The sequence below is a fragment of the Zavarzinia sp. genome (genome assembly GCF_049306435.1).
Classification (GTDB): Bacteria; Pseudomonadota; Alphaproteobacteria; order Zavarziniales; family Zavarziniaceae; genus Zavarzinia.
In genome coordinates this window covers 1-14,711 of sequence record NZ_JBAQRT010000321.1, presented here as the reverse complement: position 1 = coordinate 14,711, position 14,711 = coordinate 1, and the positions used below count along the sequence as shown (strand labels likewise).

Annotated in this window: 14 protein-coding genes and 2 pseudogenes; 4 read left to right on the top strand and 12 right to left on the bottom strand. The window is 67.7% G+C overall.

Going from position 1 to position 14,711, the window contains the following annotated elements; genetic code table 11:
* Nucleotides 1-2: 2 nt before the first annotated feature.
* From WAZ62_RS18260 to WAZ62_RS18220, 9 genes and pseudogenes are all read right to left on the bottom strand, one after another.
* On the bottom strand, nucleotides 3-1,241 hold the full coding sequence (locus tag WAZ62_RS18260) for an MFS transporter (protein ID WP_422644966.1): 1,239 nt from the start codon (nucleotides 1,239-1,241) through the stop codon (nucleotides 3-5).
* Nucleotides 1,238-2,569 (bottom strand): FAD-dependent oxidoreductase, encoded by a 1,332-nt coding sequence (locus tag WAZ62_RS18255; RefSeq protein ID WP_422644965.1) that lies wholly within the window; start codon nucleotides 2,567-2,569, stop codon nucleotides 1,238-1,240. The genes WAZ62_RS18260 and WAZ62_RS18255 overlap by 4 nt, the downstream gene beginning before the upstream one ends.
* A gap of 55 nt (nucleotides 2,570-2,624) precedes the next feature.
* Nucleotides 2,625-2,936 carry an ArsR/SmtB family transcription factor gene (locus WAZ62_RS18250; protein WP_422644964.1) on the bottom strand — a complete coding sequence of 104 codons (312 nt, stop codon included), beginning with the start codon at nucleotides 2,934-2,936 and terminating at the stop codon, nucleotides 2,625-2,627.
* A 58-nt stretch (nucleotides 2,937-2,994) separates the two neighbouring features.
* Nucleotides 2,995-4,020 carry an ACR3 family arsenite efflux transporter gene (arsB, locus tag WAZ62_RS18245; protein WP_422644963.1) on the bottom strand — a complete coding sequence of 342 codons (1,026 nt, stop codon included), beginning with the start codon at nucleotides 4,018-4,020 and terminating at the stop codon, nucleotides 2,995-2,997.
* Between the two features lie 4 nt (nucleotides 4,021-4,024).
* On the bottom strand, nucleotides 4,025-4,456 hold the full coding sequence (arsC, locus tag WAZ62_RS18240; protein WP_422644987.1) for an arsenate reductase (glutaredoxin): 432 nt from the start codon (nucleotides 4,454-4,456) through the stop codon (nucleotides 4,025-4,027).
* Between the two features lie 16 nt (nucleotides 4,457-4,472).
* The gene (locus WAZ62_RS18235) at nucleotides 4,473-4,991 is read right to left on the bottom strand and encodes an arsenate reductase ArsC (RefSeq protein WP_422644986.1); all 519 of its coding nucleotides are present in this window, start codon (nucleotides 4,989-4,991) and stop codon (nucleotides 4,473-4,475) included.
* Between the two features lie 102 nt (nucleotides 4,992-5,093).
* Nucleotides 5,094-5,327 (bottom strand): annotated as a pseudogene (locus tag WAZ62_RS18230) (ArsR/SmtB family transcription factor); the annotation flags it as partial.
* Nucleotides 5,328-5,402: 75 nt separating this feature from the next.
* Nucleotides 5,403-7,052 carry a glycosyltransferase family 4 protein gene (locus WAZ62_RS18225; RefSeq protein ID WP_422644962.1) on the bottom strand — a complete coding sequence of 550 codons (1,650 nt, stop codon included), beginning with the start codon at nucleotides 7,050-7,052 and terminating at the stop codon, nucleotides 5,403-5,405.
* A gap of 40 nt (nucleotides 7,053-7,092) precedes the next feature.
* Nucleotides 7,093-7,554, bottom strand: coding sequence for a hypothetical protein (locus WAZ62_RS18220; protein ID WP_422644961.1), 462 nt, complete (start codon nucleotides 7,552-7,554; stop codon nucleotides 7,093-7,095).
* A 335-nt stretch (nucleotides 7,555-7,889) separates the two neighbouring features.
* On the opposite strand from WAZ62_RS18220, the gene pseB reads away from it, so the two are divergent.
* Genes pseB through pseI form a run of 4 tightly spaced genes read left to right on the top strand, consistent with a single transcriptional unit; the run spans nucleotide 7,890 to nucleotide 11,795 of the window.
* The gene (pseB, locus tag WAZ62_RS18215) at nucleotides 7,890-8,888 is read left to right on the top strand and encodes a UDP-N-acetylglucosamine 4,6-dehydratase (inverting) (protein ID WP_422644960.1); all 999 of its coding nucleotides are present in this window, start codon (nucleotides 7,890-7,892) and stop codon (nucleotides 8,886-8,888) included.
* Nucleotides 8,888-10,039, top strand: coding sequence for a UDP-4-amino-4,6-dideoxy-N-acetyl-beta-L-altrosamine transaminase (gene pseC, locus WAZ62_RS18210; RefSeq protein ID WP_422644959.1), 1,152 nt, complete (start codon nucleotides 8,888-8,890; stop codon nucleotides 10,037-10,039). Before pseB ends, pseC begins: the two co-directional genes overlap by 1 nt.
* Nucleotides 10,036-10,740 (top strand): pseudaminic acid cytidylyltransferase, encoded by a 705-nt coding sequence (gene pseF, locus WAZ62_RS18205; protein ID WP_422644958.1) that lies wholly within the window; start codon nucleotides 10,036-10,038, stop codon nucleotides 10,738-10,740. Before pseC ends, pseF begins: the two co-directional genes overlap by 4 nt.
* Nucleotides 10,737-11,795, top strand: a complete 1,059-nt coding sequence (pseI, locus tag WAZ62_RS18200; RefSeq protein WP_422644957.1) for a pseudaminic acid synthase — start codon at nucleotides 10,737-10,739, stop codon at nucleotides 11,793-11,795. Before pseF ends, pseI begins: the two co-directional genes overlap by 4 nt.
* 143 nt (nucleotides 11,796-11,938) lie before the next feature.
* Here the strand turns inward: pseI and WAZ62_RS18195 are convergent, their stop codons facing one another.
* The 3 genes and pseudogenes from WAZ62_RS18195 to WAZ62_RS18185 form a co-directional block, all read right to left on the bottom strand.
* Nucleotides 11,939-12,793 (bottom strand): F0F1 ATP synthase subunit gamma, encoded by an 855-nt coding sequence (locus WAZ62_RS18195; protein ID WP_422644956.1) that lies wholly within the window; start codon nucleotides 12,791-12,793, stop codon nucleotides 11,939-11,941.
* Nucleotides 12,790-14,310: a F0F1 ATP synthase subunit alpha gene (locus WAZ62_RS18190; protein ID WP_422644955.1), complete on the bottom strand. Its 1,521-nt coding sequence runs from the start codon at nucleotides 14,308-14,310 to the stop codon at nucleotides 12,790-12,792. The genes WAZ62_RS18195 and WAZ62_RS18190 overlap by 4 nt, the downstream gene beginning before the upstream one ends.
* Nucleotides 14,294-14,711: pseudogene (locus tag WAZ62_RS18185) on the bottom strand (hypothetical protein); the annotation flags it as partial. The pseudogene WAZ62_RS18185 and the gene WAZ62_RS18190, both read right to left, overlap by 17 nt.

Genomic DNA, 14,711 nt, shown 5'->3' with positions numbered 1-14,711 from the left:
GGTCATGTCACCGGCGCCTTTTGGCCCTGGCGCCGTGACAGGGCGACCGCCAGCCAGAAACTGACCGCCAGCAGGCTGGCGCCAGCGATCATCGCGATCTGCACCGCCTCATAGGAGCCGGTCGCCGTCCACAGCATCGCCGCCGCCGCGGGGGCCAGCGCCCGGCTGACCAGTGAAGGCGCCGCCAGCAGGCCGTTGATCGCGCCATAGGAGTCGCGGGTGATCATTTCTGGCACGGCGAGGCCGCGCACGATGGTCATGATGCCATTGGCCGCGCCATAGATCGCGGCGACCAGCGCCGCCGTCGCGAAGACCGGCGGCAGCAGGGTCAGCAGGGCGAGCGCCAGCGGAAAGGCGACGACGACGAGCGAGCCGATGCGCCGGACCGAGGCCTCAGGCGCCAGCACCCAGATGGCGATCCGCCCGGCGACCTGCGCCGGACCGATCACCGCCATGGCGGCGACGATTGCCGACGGCTCGAACCCCTGTTCGCCCAGCAGCGGGTAAAGATGAAACGTGAAGGCCGAGAAGGTCGCGGCATAGGCGGTGAAGGCAATGGCGAGGCCCCAGAAGGCCGGCTTTCGCAGGGCCGCCGCCGCTGTCGCCCCGCCCGATGGCGCGTCGGTGCCGCCGGTTGTCCTGGGCGCGTCGCGCCGCCGGTCGATGACGCCGGCATAGAGGCTGGCGCACAGCAGGATATTGACAAGGCCCAGCACGACGAGCGTGTCGCGCCAGCCCATGCGGTCGAGCAGGACTTGCACCAGCGGGATGAAGACGGTGGAGGCAAAGCCGCCCCACAGGGTCAGCGCGGTGATGCCGCCCCGGGCATAGAGCGCGCCGGTGCGCCGCGCGACGACGGCGAAGGCCGGCTCGTAAAGCGTCATCGCCTGCAGCGTGCCAAGGCCGGCCACCACCAGATAGAAGACGAACGGACTGTCCACCCGCGACCACAGAAAGAACAGCACGCCGGCCAGGGCCGAGGCCAGGCTCATGACCAGCCGGCCCCAGCCCCGGTCGATGGCGACGCCGACCGGCCAGGCGGCGAGCCCGGCCAGCAGCAGGCCCAGCGTCGCCGCCCCGTAAAGCGCGGTCTTCGACCAGCCGAGATCCGCCTCCATGGCGGCGGCGATCTGCGGGAAGCTGTAGTAGAGGGTGCCCCAGGAACAGATCTGTCCGATGCCAAGGCCGGTGATGAACAGGCCGCGAGCGCTCGGTGGCCGGTGAAATGACGGATCGTTCATGCCGCGCTGCCGCAGCACGCCTTCGCCGGGGCGGCCTCGACCGGCGGGCAGCAGGGGGGCGCCGTCGGTGCCGGGGGAGCGGAGCAGACCCCGGTTTCCGGCAATACCAGTTGCACCCTGGCGGCCGCCTCGTGGTCGCCGGCGATCTCGGCCACGATCGAGCGCACCTGTTCGTAGCCGGTCGCCATCAGGAAGGTCGGCGCGCGGCCATAGGATTTGGCGCCCGCGATGTAGAATCCCGGCTCCGGCTGGCGGAGTTCGGCCGCGCCATGGGGGGGAACCGTGCCGCAGGAGTGAAGATTGGGATCGATCAGCGGCGCGAGAGCGGGCGGTGCCTCGACCGAAGGGTCGAGCGCGATCCGCAATTCGCGCAAGGGCTGAAGGTCGGGACGAAAGCCGGTCGCGACAATGGCCCGGTCGACCTGCAGGCTGATCGCGTCCGGACCATGGCGGCCATTGACGCGCAGTCCCGTGCCGGACAGGCACAACGACGTGGCGGCGAAGGGCGCCAGCAAGGTCAGCCGCCCGGCGGCGATGGCATTTCCGGCGGCCAGGCCAAGGGCGCCGCGCGCCGGCAACTGATCGTTCAGGCCGCCGCCCAGCAGCCGCTCGATGCCGCCACGCCGCAGCGCCCAGGTGACCTGTGTCGCGGGATCGCTTTCCCGCAGGCGGAGCAGGTCGAGGACGACGTTGATCGCGGAATGGCCGCTGCCGACCACCAGGACATGGCGGCCGGCATAGACCGCGCGCTCGCGGCCGCGAACATCGGGCAGGCCATGGGCGACGCGGGGCGATGCCGTGGCCTCGCCGGGAACCGGCAGGCCATCGATGCCCATCGGATTGGGCTGGTTCCAGGTGCCGCTGGCATCGATGACGGCCCGCGCCAGACTGCGCCGCGGGGTGCCGCCGGCATCGGTCCAGCACAGGACGAAGGGCGCATCGTCCCGGGCCGCGCTGGTTATCTTGTCGAGGCCGAGGCGCCCGATGGCGGTCACCCTGGCGCCGAGGCGGATCGCCGGGGCCAGGGTCGGCAGGGCCGCCAGCGGCGCGAGATAGCGATCGATGATCTCGTCGCCGGTCGGGATTTCGTCCGCTGGCGGCGCGACCCAACCGGTGGCTTCGAGCAGATCGCGCGCCGCTCCGTCGATATCGTAGCGCCAGGGCGAAAACACCCGGACATGGCCCCAGGCGCGGACGGAGGCCGCGACCGCCGCGCCGGCTTCGAACACGAGGGGCGTGAGCCCGCGGGTCACCAGCTGGGCGGCCGCGGCAAGGCCAACGGGGCCGGCGCCGATGATGGCGACCGGTAAATCGGACGGGTGGGTCATTTTCTGTCCTTCTGGAATTATCGAATTACTGGACGAAAAAATATGCCATCAGGCCTCACGCCCCCGGCGATGGGCCGCAGGCCTCATCGGCGCAGCACTCGTCGATCAGGAAGCTGACGAGGGCGCGCATGGCCGGGTATCGCGCGCGGCAGATCAGCACGGTCGACTGGCGTTCCTGGGTCACGAGTTCCGTGGCCAGCAAGCGCTTGAGGTGATGGGACAGGGTCGAGGCCGGCGTGCCCATCCTCTCCTGCAGGTGTCCGACGGGAAGTCCGGCATGGCCCGCGCGCACCAGATGGCGGTAGATGTCCAGCCGGGTCTCATTGCCCAGGGCCTCGAGCTGTCTCGCTGCTATTTCCGTGTTCATGGAAATATCATGCGACACGCCGAGACCCCACGCAACGCTATTTCGACAATTATCGAAATTAAACTCGCCTCTCGTACCAGCCCTTGCTGCGATTGACCATCCAGACCACGGTCAACATCACCGGCACCTCGATCAGGACCCCGACCACGGTGGCGAGGGCGGCGCCGGACTGGAAGCCGAACAGGCTGATCGCGGCGGCGACGGCCAGTTCGAAGAAGTTGGAGGCACCAATCAGGGCCGAGGGGCCGGCGACGCAATGCGCCTCGCCAGACAAGCGGTTCAGGACATAGGCAAGCCCCGCGTTGAAATAGACCTGGATCAGGATGGGCACGGCGATCAGCGCGATCACCAGGGGCTGAGCCAGGATCTGTTCGCCCTGGAAACCGAACAGAAGCACGAGGGTGGCGAGCAGCGCGACGAGCGACAGCGGCTGCACCCTGCCGAGGAACCGGCGGAGCGCCACCTCGCCCCCGGCCGCCAGCAGGAAGCGGCGCAAGGCCTGGGCCGCAATCACGGGCACGACGATATAGAGGCCGACCGACAGGGCGAGCGTGTCCCACGGCACGGTGATGGCGGACAGGCCCAGCAGGAAGGCGACGATCGGGGCGAACGCGACGATCATGATCGCATCGTTCAGGGCGACCTGGGACAGGGTGAAAACCGGCTCGCCCCTCGTCAGGTTGGACCAGACGAAAACCATGGCGGTGCAGGGCGCGGCCGCGAGAATGATCAGGCCGGCGATGTAACTGTCGATCTGGTCGGCGGGCAGGAGGTCGCGGAACAGATGGCCGATGAACAGCCAGCCGAGCAGCGCCATTGAAAACGGCTTCACCGCCCAGTTGACGAACAAGGTGACGCCGATGCCGCGCCAGTGCTTCGCCACCTGTCCGAGGGAGGCGAAGTCGATCTTCACCAGCATGGGCACGATCATCAGCCAGATCAGCGCGGCGACGGGCAGGTTCACGCTGGCGACCTCGGCCCCGCCGATCACCTGGAACACGCCGGGTATCAGATGGCCAAGGGCGATGCCGGCGATGATGCAGAGGCCGACCCAGAGGGTGAGGTAACGCTCGAACAGGGACATGGTATCAGCCTTGGGAGACGCGGTTGCCGGCGGCATCGAGCACGGCTTCGCCGTCCTCCTTGCGGAACTCGCCGGGCGGCGGCGGGGGCAGGAGATCGAGCACGAGCTCGGACGGGCGGCACAGTCGGGTGCCGAGGGGGGTTACCACGATCGGCCGGTTGAGCAGGAGGGGATGGGCTTCGACGGCATCGAGCAGGGCCTCGTCGGCGAGCGCCGGATTGTCGAGGCCCAGTTCGTCGAAGGGCGTGCCCTTGCGGCGCAGCAGGTCGCGAAGCGGCAGGCCGCAGCGGCTGGCGAGGGCGCGGATCATGGCGCGGGACGGCGGCGTCTTCAGATATTCGATGACATGAGGCTCGACACCGCAATGCCGGATCAGGGCCAGGGTGTTGCGCGAGGTGCCGCAGGCCGGGTTGTGATAGATGACGACGTCCAAGATTACAATACTCCCGGGATCACGCGATGCCGGCGGTGGCGCCTTCGCCGCGGCCGATCTCGCGCAGGCGGGCGCCCAGCGCCATCCGGTCGAGACTGGCGAGGGGCAGGGCGGTGAAGGCCGTGATGCGGTTGCGCAGGTAACGGAAGGCGGCGACGAAGGCGGCCTCGCGCTGCAGGTCGGTGCCGGTCGCGACCGTCGGGTCTTCGATCCCCCAATGCGCCGTCATCGGCTGGCCGGGCCAGACCGGGCAGGTTTCCCCGGCCGCGTTGTCGCAGACGGTGAAGACGAAATCCATGACGGGGGCACCCGGGGCGGCGAACTCGGACCAGTTCTTCGAGCGCATTCCCCCGGTCGGATAATCGTAGCTGGCCAGAACCTTGAGGGCGAGGGGGTGAACCTCCCCCCTGGGGGTGCTGCCGGCGGAATAGGCGCGGAAGCGGCCGCCACCGTCATGGGCGAGGATGCTTTCGGCCATGATCGAACGGGCGGAATTGCCGGTGCAGAGGAACAGCACGTTGAAGACGGGATCGGGCATGATGGTCTCGGTCGGTTGCGGGGGACAGGGATCGGGGACGCAAAGCCCGGGCTGGCCGGCGCAGCAATCCTCGAGAAGATAGGCGGCGAGGCTTCGTGTCGCGTCGACCCGAGCCCGGTAGATGATGGACCGGCTCTGCCGCTCGGCGACGACAAGACCCGCCCGGGCGAGAATGGCGAGGTGGCTCGACATCGTGTTGTGGGGCGCGGCCATGGCCCGCGCGATATCGCCGGCCGCCATGCCCGCCGGCTCATGCCGGACGAGAAGGCGCAGAACCGCGAGCCGGGTCGGCTGGGCGAGGGCGGCGAAGGCCGCGATGGCGATTTCAATATCCATATGTCGAGAATAATAGACATATAAACGGAAGTCGAGGGAAGATTCTGTCCTTCACGCTCGCCCGTCGTCCCGGTGTCAGGCCTTGATTCTGATCAGGCCGAGCTTCAGCAGGAAAACCACCGAGCGGATCACCAGGCCCGCCGCCCCGGAGGGAAAGCGGGCGGCGATCTGGCCGGTGGTCCGCGGCGCGGCGGCGACCGCCGTCAGGATCGCCTCCAGCCCCGCCTTCGGCAGGGAGACCGCGAGGGTATATTTCACGATGCCAAGGCCGAGATAGTCGCCGAGGCGGGCGATGGCCGAGGCGAGGTCGGCATCGGTCAGAACGAAGCGACTTTCGGCGTCGAGGGTGCGGCTGGCGTAGCCCTCGAAGGCATGGAACGGATCAAGACGCGCCGGCCAGGGCGAAAGATTGCGTCCGACCGGATGGGCGAGGCGGATCGCGTCCTGCTCGGCCCACAGGGCTTCATAGCGCGGGATGATGACTTGCCAGTCGTAGACGGCGCGCGCGCGGGCCTTGCCCGCGGCCCCCATCCGCCGGCGCAGGTCGGCCGAGGCGAACAGGGTGGAAAAGGCATGGGCGCAGGCGTCGATGTCGACCGCGACATGGGCGCCGGCATAGCCCGAATAGGCATCGTAATCGTCGATGCCGACGGCATGGCGGATGGCGAAGACTTCGCCGGTTCCGGGGGGCGGGATCAGGGTGGGGATAAGGAGGCCGTCGATCCCGTCGCGCACGCTTTCGCGATAACCGCTCCAGTCCGAAACCACCACGGGCAGGCCGGCGGCCATGGCCTCGATCGGGACGAGACCGAAGGATTCCTGAAAATTATCGGCGAGGGAGCAGAAGATGTCGGCGGCGGCCCAGGCCTGGTCCCGCGCCTCGGCCTGGCGGCCATCGAGATGGCGAAGGGTCACCCCGGGACAGACGAGGGCGGCGGCGCGGGCGAAGGCGCGGGCGGTGGCGTCGCTGGAAAACCAGCCGCATTCGACCAGCATCACGCGCTGGCCTGCCGCCAGTCCCTTCGATGCCATCTGCAGCGCCCGATACATGGCGAGGGGATGGGCCTTGGCATGGGCGGACAGGCGGCCGAGATAGAGGACGACGATCGTATCGTCATCGGCGCCAAGGCCGCGCCGCGCCGCCGCCCGCGCACCGGCGTCAAAGGCATGATCGTCGGTATGGATGCCGAGTGGTATCACGGGCAATTGCAGCAGGGGGGCGGGCCTTGTCCCGAGGCGGCGGGCCAGATGATCGGCCGCGGCGTCCAGCACGCGGCTGACATTGCCCTTCACCGCTTCGCTGGTGCAGATCAGGGCGTCCCACGGCTGGAGCGGGGCCGTCAGCAATTCGGCGATACTGTCCATGACCCTGGCGCTGGAGGTCGCATGGGTGATGCCGCACAGGCTCCATGACGCATCACCGAACATCGCGCGCCGCCAGGCTTCGACGGGCAGGGTCGGATCGGGCTTGTAGAGAACGCCGGCCTGTTTCAGGTCGCGGAGGTCGGCCCGGCCGGCGATGCGGACCGGCTCGGCGCGGCCGGCGGCGGCGACCGCCTGCCGGAAGCTGGCGCCATGGCTCTCGGTGTCGACATAGGCCCAATGGGTTTCGGCGCGACCGTGGCGGAAATAGGCCCGCAGGAACGATTCGCCCGCCGCATTGCGCCCCATCAGCCTGGGGCCGGCGGTGGAATAGTGATCGGGGTCGTAGAAGATCGCTGCCATGGAAACCTTGTACGATCCTTCGCCCCCGCCGGTCGAGGTGTCAGGGCCGGGTCTTGGGCATCATCCTGAAGATGCCGTCCTCGAGACAATCGCTGAACATGCGCGCGACCATCCCTTCGATATTGTTGTACATGGACCGGTAAATCGGGCTCTGCACCACGCCCGGCCGGATGATGTAGTCGCCCTTGCCGCGCTTGACGAGGATATCCATCTCGACGAGGCGCAGCATCTTGCGGCGCACGGTCTCGCGCGGCAGGCCGGTCGCCTGGGCGATCGACAGCGCATTGCAGCCCCGCTGGCGCTCCGTGCCGACGACGGTGTCGAGGCTGCGGAATTCATCCTTGAAATTGCTCTCGCGCAGCAACGCCTCGACCGTCGAAATCGCCACTGCCTGGGCGATGATGGCCATTTCCATGTCGCCATCGAAGGCTTCGGTCATCTGCCGCGCGGCGCGCAGAAAGAAGCGCAGGAAGTGGATGGTGAAGAGCCGGGAATTGTCCATATCTTCGGCTCTGACGACCTGGAGGGGCGACTGCACGGGATCTCCGGTATCCGGACAGGCATCCGGCGGTTGCTGGGCAACGGCGCGCGGAACGCCCGTCAAACCAGACCACCGCGCGCAAGGCACCACGCAGCCTACCACCAATCGGCGACCGCCCGGAGAGGGGAATCGCTTTCGCGGGGGCCCCTTGATCATTGGCCTTGAGCGCGGCAAAGCGCGGGCTGCCGTCATTGCGCGCGGGGATCCCGCGTGGTTAAAAAAATGCAACGACGGTAACCATCTGGAAGGTGTTTGCTCGGTAAATTCCGGTCAGAAACCAACCGGAGACCGCGGGAATGAGACCTGACAGCACGATCCTTGTCACCGGTGGGACGGGCTCGTTCGGCAATACATTCGTGCCCATGACGCTCGATCGCTACAATCCGAAGAAGATCATCATCTATTCGCGCGACGAGATGAAGCAGTGGGAGATGGCGAAACTCTATGCCGGTGACAGCCGCGTGCGTTTCTTCATCGGCGATGTGCGGGATCGGGAGCGGCTTTACCGCGCGCTCGATGGCGTCGACTATGTCGTTCATGCCGCCGCGACGAAAATTGTGCCGACGGCGGAATACAACCCCTTCGAGTGCGTGAAGACCAATGTGCATGGCGCGATGAATCTGATCGACGCCTGCATCGACAAGAAGGTCAAGCGCGTGGTCGCCCTGTCGACTGACAAGGCCAGCAGCCCGGTCAATCTCTATGGCGCCACCAAGCTGGTTTCGGACAAGCTCTTCGTCGCCGGCAATTCCTATTCGGGCGCGGCGGATACCCGCTTCGCCGTCGTCCGCTATGGCAATGTCATGGGCTCGCGCGGCTCGGTCATTCCCTTCTTCCTGTCGATCAGGGACAAGGGCGTGCTGCCGGTGACCGACTCGCGCATGACCCGCTTCATGATCACGCTGGAACAGGGCGTCGAACTGGTCTGGCACGCCTTCAACGACATGGAAGGTGGCGAGATCTATGTCCGCAAGATCCCCTCGATGAAGGTGACCGACGTCGCGAGGGCGGTCGCGCCCGAGGCCCGTCAGGATATCGTCGGCCTTCGCCCGGGCGAGAAACTGCACGAGCAGATGATCAGCGCGGAAGACAGCTATTACACCTATGAATACGACGAGTATTACAAGATCCTGCCCTCGATCCACACCTGGACCCAACGCATGGCCCGGGTGAACGGCGGCCGCAAGGTGGCCGAAGGTTTCGTCTATGCCAGCGACAATAACGAGGACTGGATGACGCCGGAACAACTGGGTGTCTGGATCGCCGAGAACAAGGCCAAGATCGGAAACTTCTGATGATCCCCTACGGCCGTCAGGACATCACCGAAGCGGATATCGATGCGGTCACGGCGGTCCTGCGCTCTGATTTCCTGACGCAGGGGCCGGTGGTGCCGCGCTTCGAGGCGGCGGTGGCGGCGCAGTGCCGGGTGCCCCATGCCCTCGCGGTCAACAGCGCGACCTCGGCCCTGCATCTGGCCTGTCTCGCCCTTGGCCTCGGGCCGGGGGATGTGCTGTGGACGAGCCCGATCACCTTCGTCGCCTCGGCCAATTGCGCGCTCTATTGCGGGGCATCGGTCGATTTCGTCGATATCGACCCCGCGACCTATAATCTCTGCCCCCGCGCCCTCGAAGCGAAACTGATCGCGGCGAAGGCGGCGGGGCGACTCCCGAAGGTCGTGGTGCCGGTCCATCTGGCCGGCCAGTCGCCCGACATGGCGGCGATCCGTGCCCTGGCTGATCGCTATGGCTTCCATGTGATCGAGGATGCCTCCCACGCCATCGGCGCCACCTATCTCGGCGCGCCGGTGGGCGATTGCCGTTACAGCGACATCACCATCTTCAGTTTCCACCCGGTGAAGATCATCACGACGGGGGAGGGCGGCATGGCCCTGACCCGCGATCCCGCCCTCGCCGCGCGGATGGAGCTGCTGCGCAGCCATGGCATCACCCGCGATCCCGCCCTGATGAGCCACGCGCCCGATGGCCCCTGGTACTACCAGCAGATCGCGCTCGGTTACAACTACCGCATGACCGAGATCCAGGCCGCCCTCGGCCTGTCGCAGATGGCGCGGCTCGGCGATTACGTCGCCCGCCGGCGCGCGCTGGCGCGGCGTTATGATGCGCGGCTCGAAGGCCTGCCGCTGCGCATACCCTTCCAGCATGATGACGGCTCATCCGCCTGGCATCTCTATATCGTCCGGCTCGATCCCGCTCTCGATCACCTTGCGGTATTCGAGGCGCTGCGGGCTGCCGGCATCGGCGTGAATCTGCATTACATTCCGGTGCACACCCAGCCCTGTTACGCCGCCATGGGTTTCGCCCCCGGCGACTTCCCGGAAGCCTTGCGTTACTACGCCGGGGCGATCAGCCTGCCGCTCTATCCGGGTCTTACCGACGCGATGCAGGACGAGGTGATCGCCGCCCTGCGCCGGGCGGTTACGCCATGAAACTGGCGGTCATTCCGGCCCGGGGCGGCAGCAAGCGCATTCCGCGCAAGAACATCAAACCCTTCGCCGGGCGGCCCATGATCGCCTGGACCATCGCCGCGCTGAAGGACAGCGGCTGTTTCGACCGCATCCTGGTCTCGACCGACGACGAGGAGATCGCCGCCGTCGCGCGCGGGGAGGGGGCCGAGGTGCCTTTTCTTCGCCCGGCCCATCTCGCGGACGATCACGCGGCGACGGCCCCGGTCATCGCCCATGCCATCGACGAGGTCGCGGCGGCGGGGACAGTGCCCGACTTCGTCTGCTGCGCCTATGCGACCGCGCCCTTCCTCGATCCCGCCGATATAAGGGCCGGCCTTGCGCTGCTGCGGGACAGCGGCGTGGACTATGCCTTTTCGGCGACAAGCTACGGTTTCCCGATCCAGCGCGCCCTGCGTCTGCGACCCGATGGCGGCGTCGAGATGTTCCAGCCGGAATATTTCGCCACCCGCAGCCAGGATCTGGAGCCCAGCTTTCACGACGCCGGGCAATTCTACTGGGGCCTGCCGCAAGCCTTCCGCGAGGGACGGCCCTTCTTCACGCCGCGCGCCCGCCCCGTGCTGCTGCCGCGCTGGCGGGTGCAGGATATCGACACGCCGGAAGACTGGGAGCGGGCCGAGCTGATGTTCGAAGCCCTGAAGCGGCGGACGGGAGCGGCATCATGACAGGCGATATCCCCATGATCACCATCGATGGCCGCCCCATCGGCGGCGATGCGCCGCCCTATGTCATCGCCGAAATGTCGGCCAATCACAACGGCCGCCTCGACACCGCCTTCGCCATCATCGACGCGGCCAAGGCGGCCGGTGCCGACGCGGTGAAGATGCAGACCTATCGGCCGGATACGATCACCCTCGACAGCGACGCCCCGGAATTCCGTATTCGCGGCGGGCTGTGGGACGGCCGCACCCTCTATGATCTCTATGCCGAGGCGCATACGCCCTGGGACTGGCACCGGCCGCTGTTCGATCATGCGCGGGCGCGCGGCATCACCATCTTTTCCTCGCCCTTCGATACGACGGCCATCGACCTCCTCGAAGACCTCGGCGCGCCCGCCTACAAGATCGCCTCCTTCGAGGCGGTCGACCTGCCGCTGATCCGCTATGCCGCCGCGACCGGCAAGCCCATGATCATCTCGACCGGCATGGCCGATGCCGAAGAGATCGGCGAAGCGATCGCCGCCGCCCGCGACGGCGGTTGCCGCGAGCTGGCGATCCTGCATTGCGTCAGCGGCTATCCGGCCCCGGCCTCGGACTATAATCTCCGCACCCTGACCGACATGATCGCCCGTTTCGGCTGCGTCACCGGCCTGTCGGACCATACGCTCGACAATACGACGGCCATCGCCGCCGTGGCGCTGGGCGCCGCCATCCTCGAGAAACACTTCACCCTCGACCGCACGGGCGGCGGCCCGGACGACAGTTTCTCGCTCGAACCCGCCGATCTCGCCGCCCTGTGCAGCGCCGCCCGCACCTGCTGGCAGGCGCTGGGCCGGGTCGACTATGGCCGGAAATCGAGCGAGGCCGGCAACATGCAGTTCCGCCGCTCGCTCTATTTCGTCAAGCCCCTGAAGGCGGGGGAGGTGATCCCGGCGGATGCAGTGCGCAGTGTCCGCCCCGGTTACGGCGCCGCGCCCAAGTTCCTCGACAGGGTGATCGGCCGGCGGGTAACGCGGGACGTCGCAGCGAATTCGCCTGTCCGACTTGATATCATCGAGTAGGCTATTCTCTGGACGATCGACGTTTGAACATCGTCGTCCCGGCGAAGGCCGGGACCTCGTGCAGAAAAAAGCGCCGAATTCTTCGCGAGATGCCGGCCTTCGCCGGCATGACGAGACCTGGCACGTCCTTGGTATCCGAGAGCTCAGCGTGCCGCGTCGTCGGCGGCCATCTCGCCCGACGACAATTCGATGATCTCGGCCGTGATTTCTTCCTGACGGATGCGTCGGCGGAGAGCGGAGAGTTCGGTCATCTGATCCTCGATCTGGCTGTGGGCACCGGCCATGGCTTCCATGCGGGCCTCGTTCTCGGCGGCGAAGGCGTGAAGCGCGGCGTTGCACAGCTGGGCGTGAATGTAATCGGCCGCGAGTTCCGACAAAAGGGCATGGGGCTCCAGATGGACGAGGGGCGGCTCGCGCAGGGCGGTCAGGGAGAAGGCGCCATAGTCGAAGGGCAGCAGGGCGCGATGCACGGTGTCGGTGCCGCCGCCGGGCCGCCAATGGGCGTAGACCGCGTCGAGACGGGTGATCTCGCCCGCCGCGATCGGCTCTTCCAGCATCGTCACGATGAGTTCGGCCAGTTTCGGGATGGCGGGGGTATGCCCCGGCATTTCGAGCGTCCAGCGGGGATCGAGCCCGCGTTCGCGCGCCAGCATGATGCCCCGCGTGCCGATCAGGAACAGATCGGTATCGGCCAGCCCCTGGGTCGCCCTGTCGAGCACCCTTTCATTGAAGGCACCGGCGAAACCCTGTTCGGCGCAGAACAGCACCATCGCCTTGCGGCCCCGGGCAACCCCGCCATCGTGGGGCACTTCGGGCAGCAGGGACAGGGCCCGTCCCAGCGCCCCGGCGATCATGCCGGCATGGGCGTCGATCGCCGCGACCTGATTGCGCGCCTGCTGGGCCCTTGCCGCGGCGATGCCGCGCATCGCGTTGACCACGGTTCCCAGCTGGCCGATGCCGGCGATCCGCCCCTCGATCTCGGCCAGCCTGCCGCTCATGGCGCCCTGGCCCGCAGGTGGCGGGTGAGGGTTTCGGTCAGGCGCTCGCGCTGGCCCGGCTCGAGCTGGCCGCTGGTCTGGACATGGCGGACGATATCCGGGACCTCGCGGTCGAGCAGGGCGCCGAGTTCGAGGCGAAAGCCGCCGATCGCTTCGACCGGCACCGGATCGAGCAGGCCGGCCTGCAGCGCGAGGACGAGCGCGACCTCCTCGACCAGCCGGGCCGGGGCGTGCTGGCCCTGGCCGAGGATGGCGCGGATGCGGGCGCCGTGGGTCAACTGATCGCGCACGCGCTGGTCCGGCATCCCGCCAAAGCGCGTGAACATCTCGAGTTCCAGGAACTGGGCGTAGTCGAGGCGCAGGGTATCGGCCGCGTCGCGGAGCGCGCGTGCCTGGGTCTTGCCGCCGACGCGGGAAACCGAGGCCCCGGCATCGACCGCCGGCTTCTGGCCCTCGTGGAACAGATGGCCGTCGAGCACGATCTGGCCATCGGTGATCGAGATGAGGTTGGTCGGGATATAGGCAGACAGATTGCCGGCATCGGTCTCGGCGACGGGCAGGGCGGTCAGCGAGCCGCCGCCCTTTTCCTTCGACAGTTTCGACGCCCGCTCGAGAAGTCGCGCATGGACATAGAAGACATCGCCCGGATAGGCCTCGCGCCCCGGCGACTGGCGGGTCAGCAGGGCGATCTCCCGGTGACTGGCGGCATGTTTGGTCAGGTCGTCGAAGACGATCAGCGCGTGCTGGCCCCGGTCACGGAAATATTCCGCCATGCTTGCGCCGGCGAAGGGCGCGATCCATTGCAGGCCGGGTGAACTGGCCGCTTCGGCGACGACAATGATGCAGCGCTCGAAGGCACCGTGTTGCTGGATGGCATCGATCGCACGGCGCACGCTGGTACTCTTCTGGCCGATGGCGACATAGACGCAGATGATGTCGCTGTCGCGCTGGCTGATGATCGTGTCGATGGCGATCGTGCTCTTGCCGGTTGCCCGGTCGCCGATGATCAGCTCGCGCTGGCCGCGGCCGAGCGCGAACAGCGTATCGATGACGAGGGTGCCGGTCTGCACCGGTTCGGTCACCAGATCGCGCTCGATGATCGAGGGGGCGGCGCGCTCGACCGGCATGGTCTCGCTCGCCGCCAGCGGGCCGAGGCCGTCGATCGGGCGGCCCAGCGGGTCGAGGATGCGGCCGAGCAGGGCGGGGCCGACCGGCACGCGGACGACATCGCCGGTGCCCCGCACCCGGTCGCCCGCCGCCACCGTGTCGACGGCATCGAGCAGCACGCAGCCGATGAGTCCCTCGTCCAGGACCTGGGCATAGCCGAACTGACCCTGGTCGAAGCGCAGCAGTTCGTCGAGCCGGGCGCCGGGCAGGCCGGAGACGAGGGCGATGCCGTCGGCGACATGTTCGACCCGGCCGATTTCTTCCGCGGCGGGGCCAAGCCGGGTATCCGCGACCCGCGCCCGCGCCGTTGCCAGCCAGGTGTCGGGGCCGGGGTCAGGTGGGGCGGTCATGGTTCAGTTCCGCTTCGATGCGGGCAAGATCGGCCCGCCAGTTGTTGCTGATGATGAAATGCGGGCCATGGGCTTCGAGCCCGGCGATCAAGGCGGGCTCCACCCTGAAACTGAAGCCGGGCGCGGCGCCGAGGGCGTCCGACAGTTTCACCCGGCAGGCTTCCTTCGCCGCGTCGTCGAGGGGCGAAGCGCTGACGATCTCGATCCCGGCCTCGGCCGTGCCGGCGCGAATGTCCGGCGGCAGGGCCGTGGCGGCATCCGCGAGCCCCGTCAGGAAGGACTGGAACAGCGGCCCCGGCGCAAGACGGCCGGTCAGGCGTCCGGCGATGCCAAGGGCAAGCTGCCCGGCCTGGGTCGCCCATGTCCCCCGCGCGGCGATGGCTTCCTTCTCGATCTGGTCG

Coding starts and splice junctions, on each gene's coding strand:
- WAZ62_RS18260 (WP_422644966.1), bottom strand. CDS start 1,241: ATGAACGATCCGTCATTTCACCGGCCACCGAGCGCTCGCGGCCTGTTC.
- WAZ62_RS18255 (WP_422644965.1), bottom strand. CDS start 2,569: ATGACCCACCCGTCCGATTTACCGGTCGCCATCATCGGCGCCGGCCCC.
- WAZ62_RS18250 (WP_422644964.1), bottom strand. CDS start 2,936: ATGAACACGGAAATAGCAGCGAGACAGCTCGAGGCCCTGGGCAATGAG.
- arsB (WP_422644963.1), bottom strand. CDS start 4,020: ATGTCCCTGTTCGAGCGTTACCTCACCCTCTGGGTCGGCCTCTGCATC.
- WAZ62_RS18235 (WP_422644986.1), bottom strand. CDS start 4,991: ATGCCCGATCCCGTCTTCAACGTGCTGTTCCTCTGCACCGGCAATTCC.
- WAZ62_RS18225 (WP_422644962.1), bottom strand. CDS start 7,052: ATGGCAGCGATCTTCTACGACCCCGATCACTATTCCACCGCCGGCCCC.
- WAZ62_RS18220 (WP_422644961.1), bottom strand. CDS start 7,554: ATGGACAATTCCCGGCTCTTCACCATCCACTTCCTGCGCTTCTTTCTG.
- pseB (WP_422644960.1), top strand. CDS start 7,890: ATGAGACCTGACAGCACGATCCTTGTCACCGGTGGGACGGGCTCGTTC.
- pseC (WP_422644959.1), top strand. CDS start 8,888: ATGATCCCCTACGGCCGTCAGGACATCACCGAAGCGGATATCGATGCG.
- pseF (WP_422644958.1), top strand. CDS start 10,036: ATGAAACTGGCGGTCATTCCGGCCCGGGGCGGCAGCAAGCGCATTCCG.
- pseI (WP_422644957.1), top strand. CDS start 10,737: ATGACAGGCGATATCCCCATGATCACCATCGATGGCCGCCCCATCGGC.
- WAZ62_RS18195 (WP_422644956.1), bottom strand. CDS start 12,793: ATGAGCGGCAGGCTGGCCGAGATCGAGGGGCGGATCGCCGGCATCGGC.
- WAZ62_RS18190 (WP_422644955.1), bottom strand. CDS start 14,310: ATGACCGCCCCACCTGACCCCGGCCCCGACACCTGGCTGGCAACGGCG.